Source organism: Weissella sp. LMG 11983, assembly GCF_025908495.1.
Lineage (GTDB): Bacteria > Bacillota > Bacilli > Lactobacillales > Lactobacillaceae > Weissella > Weissella fermenti.
Genome location: NZ_JAOZFD010000001.1, coordinates 1,841,609 through 1,849,793, shown reverse-complemented (window position 1 = coordinate 1,849,793; position 8,185 = coordinate 1,841,609). Strand labels below are relative to the sequence as shown.

At 45.5% G+C, this 8,185-nt stretch carries 6 protein-coding genes; 1 reads left to right on the top strand and 5 read right to left on the bottom strand.

Features of this window, described 5'->3' with window-relative positions; translation table 11 throughout:
* Positions 1-84: 84 nt before the first annotated feature.
* The 5 genes from OIT45_RS09270 to OIT45_RS09250 all read right to left on the bottom strand — a co-directional run bounded on the left by OIT45_RS09270 (position 85) and on the right by OIT45_RS09250 (position 6,970).
* Complete coding sequence (locus OIT45_RS09270; RefSeq protein WP_199403698.1) at positions 85-705, bottom strand: ECF transporter S component; 621 nt, start codon at positions 703-705, stop codon at positions 85-87.
* A gap of 166 nt (positions 706-871) precedes the next feature.
* Positions 872-1,543: a beta-phosphoglucomutase gene (pgmB, locus tag OIT45_RS09265; RefSeq protein ID WP_199403699.1), complete on the bottom strand. Its 672-nt coding sequence runs from the start codon at positions 1,541-1,543 to the stop codon at positions 872-874.
* Between the two features lies 1 nt (position 1,544).
* A complete protein-coding gene (locus tag OIT45_RS09260; protein WP_264330131.1) occupies positions 1,545-3,806 on the bottom strand; it encodes a glycoside hydrolase family 65 protein in 2,262 nt (753 codons plus the stop codon).
* 18 nt (positions 3,807-3,824) lie between these two features.
* Entirely contained in the window at positions 3,825-5,591 is a 1,767-nt protein-coding gene (locus OIT45_RS09255) for a glycoside hydrolase family 13 protein (protein WP_199403701.1), read from the bottom strand.
* A gap of 20 nt (positions 5,592-5,611) precedes the next feature.
* Entirely contained in the window at positions 5,612-6,970 is a 1,359-nt protein-coding gene (locus tag OIT45_RS09250) for an SLC45 family MFS transporter (protein ID WP_199403702.1), read from the bottom strand.
* Positions 6,971-7,183: 213 nt separating this feature from the next.
* Here OIT45_RS09250 and OIT45_RS09245 point away from each other — a divergent pair, with 213 nt between their 5' ends.
* Positions 7,184-8,113 carry a LacI family DNA-binding transcriptional regulator gene (locus OIT45_RS09245; protein ID WP_199403703.1) on the top strand — a complete coding sequence of 310 codons (930 nt, stop codon included), beginning with the start codon at positions 7,184-7,186 and terminating at the stop codon, positions 8,111-8,113.
* The last annotated feature ends 72 nt before the right edge of the window (positions 8,114-8,185 follow it).

The following is an 8,185-nucleotide window of genomic DNA, read 5'->3' as shown; positions in this document are numbered from 1 at the left end:
TGACGTATCGAATTGCGAAACTATGTTTTTTTTATGAAAAACGCGCAAAAAAGGCCCGATAGCATTTGCTACCGAGCCTAAAAATTATCGTGCATTTTGTCGATTAAAGAATGTCAAAACTGGCATGCCAATCAGCGGCACTAAGATTGCCCCAACAATGATTTCAAAAACACCATTGAAGCCGGCAATTGAAACAATCAAGTAATTCGCGAGTCCTGAATCAGGAATACCAAACGCCGTTGTGTGCATGACCGTAAAGCCAATCCATGTGATACTCAACACGAAGAACGTATTCACAAAAGCTGACAAAGCGCCTAGCCCTGCTAACCAAATGGCTTGTTGTCCCATTGGACGGTTCTTAACGAAGCGCCAGTATAAGTACCCGATAATCAAACCGACCAACATACGCGGCACAATCGCTGTGATTGGGTTACGGAAAATCAACGCGCCAATACTTGGTGCTGATGTCCAAGCGTGCCAAAGTGAATAGGCACCCCAAACGAAACCTAGTAACGCACCGGCACGAGGTCCCAAGACCATCGCCCCAATTGCGACAGTAAACGTAATAATCGTTACCGCTGCCCCAATTGCGAACGCCCCAAGTGGTAATGTGCCCAGCCAAGGAACAATTGACTGTAGCAGAATAATTGCAATAAATAATGCCGTCAAAACGAGATGACGACTTGAATTAGGACGTGCTGCCATTCTAGGCCTCCTCTAATAAAAATCCAAACAAAATTATGTTTACTTAATTATAGTTTGGAAAGTACGTAATGTCATTAATTAAAAAAAGCGCCAGTATAAAACTGGCGCCTCCGCGGCAAAACTTTGATTTGAGATATTTTTTGAGATTCGTGAGAGGTTCAAATTGTTAATCGAGTTTTGCCGCGATGTTTGCTAACGTGACATCGGCAGTCGTGTCAAATCGAATATCGGCATCGTGCAAAATGTCGGCGTTACCAATTCCCAATGACACTTCACCGGCCCCATTAATTGCTTGAATACCTGACGCAGCATCTTCCAAACCGATGACTTGCTCTGGTGGCAAGTTCAATAGCTCGGCGGCACGCACATAAATTTCAGGATCCGGCTTGTTAGCAGTCAACGTACTTGGGTCAACAATACCCACAAATGAATCCGTCAATTGCAAACGGTCAAGAATAAATGGCGCGTTCTTTGAAGCTGACGCAACAATAGCCTTGTAGCCCTTCTCATTCAATTCCTTGATAAAATCTGCCATCCCCGGCAAAATATCATCCGGCGTCAAACCAGAAATCAATTCAACATAATGGTTATTCTTCCAAGATGCCAACGCCACCTTTTCGTCGTGCGTGTAGTCAGCTTGCTTGTCGCCAGCCTTCAAAATCATTTCAAGGCTGCCCATGCGGTCGATTCCCTTCAATGACTCTTGCAATTCTGGTGTCCAAGTCACATTCACTTGTTCAGCGAGTGCATGCCAAGCTTGCGTGTGAAACTTAGCAGTGTCTGTGATGACACCATCCAAGTCAAAGGCAAATCCCTTAATGTCTGAAAATTTTGTCATCTTAGGCCTCCAACGTTAGCTTCTCGCCAGCCAAATCAATCGTCAGTGGTTCACCAGACAACAATTCGACGTGTGAACCGTTTTGATCAACAGCGACTGACAACAAGCGACCGCGGAATAGGAAGCGGAAGCTGTAGCCCTGCCACTTATCAGGCAAGAATGGCTCGAAGTGCAATTGGTCATCGCGGACACGCATGCCAGCAAATCCTTGCACGATTGATAGCCAGGCACCAGTCATTGACGTGATGTGCAACCCGTCTGATGTGTCGTTGTTGTAGTTGTCCAAATCAAGACGTGCGGTACGCTCGTAGAACTCGACACTCTTATCGGCCATCTTCAAATCAGCGGCGATAATTGAGTGAACAGATGGTGACAATGATGATTCGTGCACCGTGAATGGCTCGTAGTACTCATAGTTGTCACGCTTTTGTTGTTCCGTAAAGGCATCTGGGAAGTAGTACATCGCGTGCAATGTATCTGATTGCTTGATGTATGGTGAACGCAAGATACGGTCCCATGACCAGTGTTGGTTAATTGGCAAGTTCTTTGGATCCAAATCACGGACTGGCACCAATTCCTTGTCCAAGAATGTGTCGTGCGCGACAAAGACGTGGCGTGGCACACCGTTGACGTCAGTAACATCCGCTTCAGGCAAGTACATCTTGTCGACAATTTCTTGCCAGTGCTTGCGTTCTTCAGCTGTGACGTTCAACTTCGTTTGGAACTCTGGCGCAACCGTGTCGATGTTTTCCAAAGCGTATGACAAGACCCACTTGGCCATCCAGTTGGTGTAGTAGTTGTTGTTGATGTTGTTCTCGTACTCATTTGGTCCAGTCACACCATGAATCATGTACGCATCGTTGCGTGCTGAATAGTGCACACGGTCAGCCCAGAAGCGCGCAATACCAATCAGCACTTCACTACCCTCGTTTTCAAGCCATGAACGGTCACCCGTCAAGTGCGTGTAGTTGTAGATGGCGTAGGCAATTGTTGAGTTACGGTGAATTTCTTCAAACGTAATTTCCCATTCGTTGTGTAATTCGATACCATCGAAGGTCACCATTGGGTACAATGCCCCAGCCAAACCTTGTTGCTTAGCATTGTGGTAAGCCCCTTCGATTTGTTGGTAGCGGTACTTCAACAATGACTTCACGACAGCTGGATCAGTAACCCCTAGGTAAACTGGAATGGCAAATGCTTCCGTATCCCAGTATGTGGCACCACCATACTTCTCACCGGTGAAGCCCTTTGGTCCGATGTTCAAACGGGCATCGTTACCGTAATAAGTAGCAAACAAGTGGAACAAGTTAAAGCGAATACCTTGTTGCGCTTCTGCATCCCCTTCGATTTGTACGTCTGCCTTCTCCCAACGCTTAGCCCAACCAGTTGTGTGGTCGATGACCAAATCGTTGTAAGTATTTGATGCAATGTCAGCGAACAAATCATCCGTGGCAGCCTTAACGGCATCATTCGACTCATAGTCACGTGAGGTTGTCACAATGACACGCTTTTCGATTTGCACAGGCGTTTCGGTCACGATACCAGCAAAGACGTTTCCGACTTGCTTTTCATCGTCGACTGACCCAACGGCTGGCAAATCTGAGACGAAACGTTGACGGGCAGCCACTGTAAATTGTGGCACACCAAATGGGTTGGCAATTGTGCGTGTCATGATAAAGGCTGACTCGTCATCAGCTTCCTTATCCAAGACATCCCAGAATTTCTCGTCGTAGTTTGAATCTTCATTCATGACATCGGCGTCAATCAAAGCCGTCAATTCCAATTGGTGCGTGGCCTTGTCGACTGATACAAAGGTCCAACGCAAATCCGCCAATTCCTTCTTGGCAACTGAGATAAAGCGATCAACGCTAATCTTAACGCCCTTTACGATGAATGAACGGTGCAAAATACCACCCTTCATATCCAATGACAACTCAAAATCATCAAATGGCGTCTTGGCCAAATCGATCAAGTCACCGTCAATACGGATTTCAGCCTTCACAAAATTCAAAGCGTTAATAGCCTTACCAAAATACTCTGGGTAACCATTCTTCCACCAACCAACACGGGTCTTATCTGGAAACCAGACGCCACCAATGTAGACACCTTGCAATGAGTCACCAGTATACGTTTCTTCAAACATACCGCGCATACCCATGTACTCATTTCCAAGTGATGTGATTGATTCTTGCAAACGCTTGTCAGCAGGATTCAACTCGTGCGTTGTAATCGTCCAAGGACTAACTTCAAAAATTCGTTTCATGTTACTATTCCCTCATAATTAGCGCACTGGCTCGGTCCAAATCATAAAGTCGTTTGGTGCCAGTTGCGTCTCAGATTGATTTGTTTTTAGCAAAATACTTGTTGGCTGCTCAACTGTTAAGTCGGTCGTGCCATTGTTGAATACCCCAACGATGCGCGTTTGATTGTCTTCGCGCGTCAATCGGATTTGACGTTCCCCAATCACGTCGAAGATAATTTTGTCGTCAGATAGCTTAGCAATAACTTGGCGCCTGACTTGTACTAATTTTTGCATAAAGTCATACAAATCATGGTCTTGTAACTCTGGTTGCCAAACCATCGGCTTGCGATCGTCTGGATCGTTCTCCCCGGTCATACCGTATTCTGTTCCATAGTAGATTGATGGGACACCTGGTTGCATGAAGGTAAATGCAAGGATGCTTTTCGCTAGTTGCTTATCTTCATGCGCCAAGGTCATCAAACGTGGCGTATCGTGTGAATCCAACGTGTTAAACATCATGCGATTCGTCGCATCACGGTACAACATCAATTGATAGCTCATCTTTTGAACTAATGCGTCTGCTGACTCATTTTCCAAGAAATATTGGAGAATGGCGCCGGTGTAGCTGTAGTTCATAACGGCTGTAAATTCATCGCCGACCAACCAGCTCTGCGATGTGTGCCAAATCTCACCTAGAATGTAAAAATCAGGTTTCAATGCCATCATCGCATCGTGGAATTTACGCCAGAAATGATGATCAATTTCATTGGCAACATCTAGACGCCAGGCATCGATATCAAATCCTTTGACCCAATACGTTGCAATGTTCAACAAATAATCAACCACTTCCGGATTACTTGTATTCAGCTTTGGCATGTGTGGCGTGTAGTCAAACGTGTCATACGTTGCATCAGCTGCAAATTCAAAGTTGTCGGTTGGTGTGTACGTTACTGGGAACTGATGAATGTGGAACCAGTCCGCATATGGTGATGCTTGCCCGTTCTTTAACACATCCTGCCACTGCACTGACTTGTCACCAATGTGATTGAAGACCGCATCCAACATGACGCGAATGCCACGTTCATGCGCTGCTTGAACCAGTTGCTTAAACAACTTGGCATCCCCGAAATGTGGGTCCACCGTCATATAATCTTGCGTGTCATATTTGTGATTCGATGGCGCTTGGAAGATTGGATTCAAATAGATACCTGAAACCCCAAGGTCTTGCAAGTGATCCAAATGGTCCAAAATACCCTGTAAATCACCACCGTAAAAGTCTTCACGACCAGGATGATCAGTTGAACGCCAAGGCTTCGTGCCTACCGGATCATTTGATACATCCCCATTCGCAAACCGCTCTGGAAAGATTTGATACCAAACCGTATCGGTCACCCATTCCGGGGCGTTGTACTGATCAATCGTTTGAAAAAATGGCATGCGAAAGTAAAAGTTCATATCCATTAAATCGGCATCAGCTACTTTAAAGAAGCCTTTGTCACTATAAATTTTCTGGATACCGACCATATCAGTCACTAGGAAGGCATATGCTAACCGCCGCTTCGGCTCGGTCACCGTCACCTGCCAGAAATCAGAAATCCCATCTGACATAATCTTGGTCATCTGCTTTGGCACTTGGTAGAACTTTTCATCAGTCGGCCAGCTCCGCAAACTGTAAGGATCACCTGCTAATAATTCAACGCTAACGATATCGTCTTTGGCAGTCCGCAGGCGAATATTAACGGTTTGCTCGTTCACGACGTACGCCATCTCACTGTCGGGACGGTGCATAATACCTGCTAGGTTCATAATGCTTCCCTCTCTCGTGATTAGCGCACGCTGTCGCCGTGTTCGACAGAAGTTTCCTTCACGGCCCAAACACTAATACCACCCAAAACAAACAAGACTGCTGATACCAAAATCATGTGTGGCATGTGGTTACCCAATAGTGGGTAAAGGGCGAATGATGCTACTGAGGCAACAATTTGTGGGAAGCAAATCCATGAGTTGAACAAGCCCATGTAAGTTCCGTCGTGTTGTCCGTCCAAAGCGTTCGTCAAAATCGTGAATGGTATGGCGTTCATCGTAACCCAAGCCATACCCAACATCACAAATGCAACTGCTGACATGGTCTTTGATCCAGTCGTAGCCAACAAAGCAAATCCAGCAGCCCCAACAATCAAACCAAATGTGTAAGCTGGCTTACGTGTCTTGTTGTTCAAACGTGAAATAATCAATCCCCAAACAATGGCCGTAACAGTTTCGATGGCTGACAAGACACCGAACCAGTTACCAGCAGCTTGGAAGGCTCCTGAAGCAGCGTTTGTCGTGTGCCAGATGTTACTTGCGACCGTACCCGTTCCGTACGTCCATAGGTATTGGAAACCGGCCCAGCTAAAGAATTCAACCAATCCAAGTGTCCAGAAGACCTTTGGCGCGTGCTTTAGGATTTCAAAGACGTTTTGCTTCTCGCCCTTTTGCTCATCAAGGCCGTGGTAGTTTGCGTACGTTTCAGTATCGTATTCATCAACCTTCCATACTGTGAAAGCGGCTGAAATAGCCAAAATAATTGCTCCAACATAGAATGACCACTTAACTGATGCTGGCAATTGTCCTTGAGCGGCAACGTTGGCAACACCAATTGCAGTAAAGAAGTATGGGAACAAGTTAGCGATAACACCACCAATGTTTCCCCAGATGGTTTGCCATGACCAAGCCATATCCTCTTGGCTATCGTTGACCATGTCTGAAATCATCATCTTAAATGGTTGCATTGACATGTTTGATGACAAGTCCATGAATAGAATGGCGATGGCACCAAACCACAAAGCAGTTGATGTCTTAAAACCAAATGAACCTGCGTTTGTCAACAACGCCATGACGACGATGGCAACCAAAGCTCCCAAAATCAAATATGGCAAACGACGACCAATCTTAGGCAACCAAGTACGGTCTGAGAAGTAACCGACCAATGGTTGGACAACCATTCCAGCCAATGGGGGCAAAATAAAGAAGAACCCTAGCTTCGTAGGATCAGCACCAAGCGTTTGGAAGATACGTCCCATGTTGGCACTTTGCAATGAGAACGCCATGGAAGTACCCAAATTTCCAAACGTTATCAACATCAATGTCGCGATTGTTAGCGTTGGTAGATGCTTCTTACCAACCTTGTTTTGCGATTCTGTCATGATTCAACCTCGTAATTTCAAAATAACCTATCTGTGAACTGCAAATGAGAGCGCTTTATTTACAAATTCCACTATAGTTCTCTTGATTACAAAATGAAAGCGTTTTCAGAATGTTACCGGTAACATAAAATTACATTCTTACGGCATTTGAAAGTATGCTACACTTAATATATGTTAGGCGTGTTAGCGCTTTCATCGATTAGGAGGTTTATTATGGTCTCACTTAACGACGTTGCGAAGACGGCTCATGTCTCAAAAATGACTGTTTCTCGTGTCTTAACCCATCCCGAACTCGTGTCACTAGAAATTCAGAAAGACGTGCAACAGGCGATTCTGGAACTCGGTTATGTGCAAAACCGAGCTGGCCGCGCCTTGGCAAACAAACGACATTACAATATCGCCTTTGTTCTACTAGATGATATTGCAGAAATTGAGCCGTACTATGCGCATTTATTGATACATTTAACCGATGCATTACGCCACCACGGCTATACATTAGAAGTACGTCACGACCGTGAGTTTGATTTAACGAATGTGGATGCTTTCTTAGTCAGTGGTGCACGTCGGACAGATGTTGAAGCGTTGCACCTTCCCGTTCCGGTTGTGATTTATGGCATGGAACCCGGGTTGATTTCCGTTGACAGCGACAATGCCGTCGGTACTGCAATGGCCACGGAGTATCTCATTAATCACGGCTTTGAACACATACTCTATCTTGGTTTGGCGATCAACGAACCGTTTGCGTTAAATCGCGAAACTGGTTATCGACAAACAATGTTGAGGTACGGGTTGCCAATTGAAGCTTACGAATTACCAAACAATGAAGCTGCTGCCACTGAATTAATCGGCTTAATCGCACCTAATCCGGGCACTGGGATTGTAACGGCGACCGACCGTTTAGCCCTTGGTGCACTTAGGGCCAGTCAGGCTCTTGGCCTAACATTTCCAAATGAGATTGGGATTATTGGCTTTGATGGGATTTACATCCACAAGCTATCCTCACCTACCTTGACCACCGTTCAGCAACCATTAGGCGTGATTGCGAACACCATGGTCAAGTTATTAATGGCGCAACTGAACGGCGAAACTGTTTCATCTAAACTTATTACACCAACCTTGGTGATTGGGAATTCAACGCCATAGAAAAAAGCTTCCGAAAGTAACGCTCTCGGAAGCTTTTCATTTTCTATCACAGCAGCTATTTGTCAGAAAACT

Bases quoted from the DNA above. Each gene is read 5' to 3' on its own strand.
- OIT45_RS09270 (WP_199403698.1), bottom strand. From the start codon at position 705: ATGGCAGCACGTCCTAATTCAAGTCGTCATCTCGTTTTGACGGCATTA.
- pgmB (WP_199403699.1), bottom strand. From the start codon at position 1,543: ATGACAAAATTTTCAGACATTAAGGGATTTGCCTTTGACTTGGATGGT.
- OIT45_RS09260 (WP_264330131.1), bottom strand. From the start codon at position 3,806: ATGAAACGAATTTTTGAAGTTAGTCCTTGGACGATTACAACGCACGAG.
- OIT45_RS09255 (WP_199403701.1), bottom strand. From the start codon at position 5,591: ATGAACCTAGCAGGTATTATGCACCGTCCCGACAGTGAGATGGCGTAC.
- OIT45_RS09250 (WP_199403702.1), bottom strand. From the start codon at position 6,970: ATGACAGAATCGCAAAACAAGGTTGGTAAGAAGCATCTACCAACGCTA.
- OIT45_RS09245 (WP_199403703.1), top strand. From the start codon at position 7,184: ATGGTCTCACTTAACGACGTTGCGAAGACGGCTCATGTCTCAAAAATG.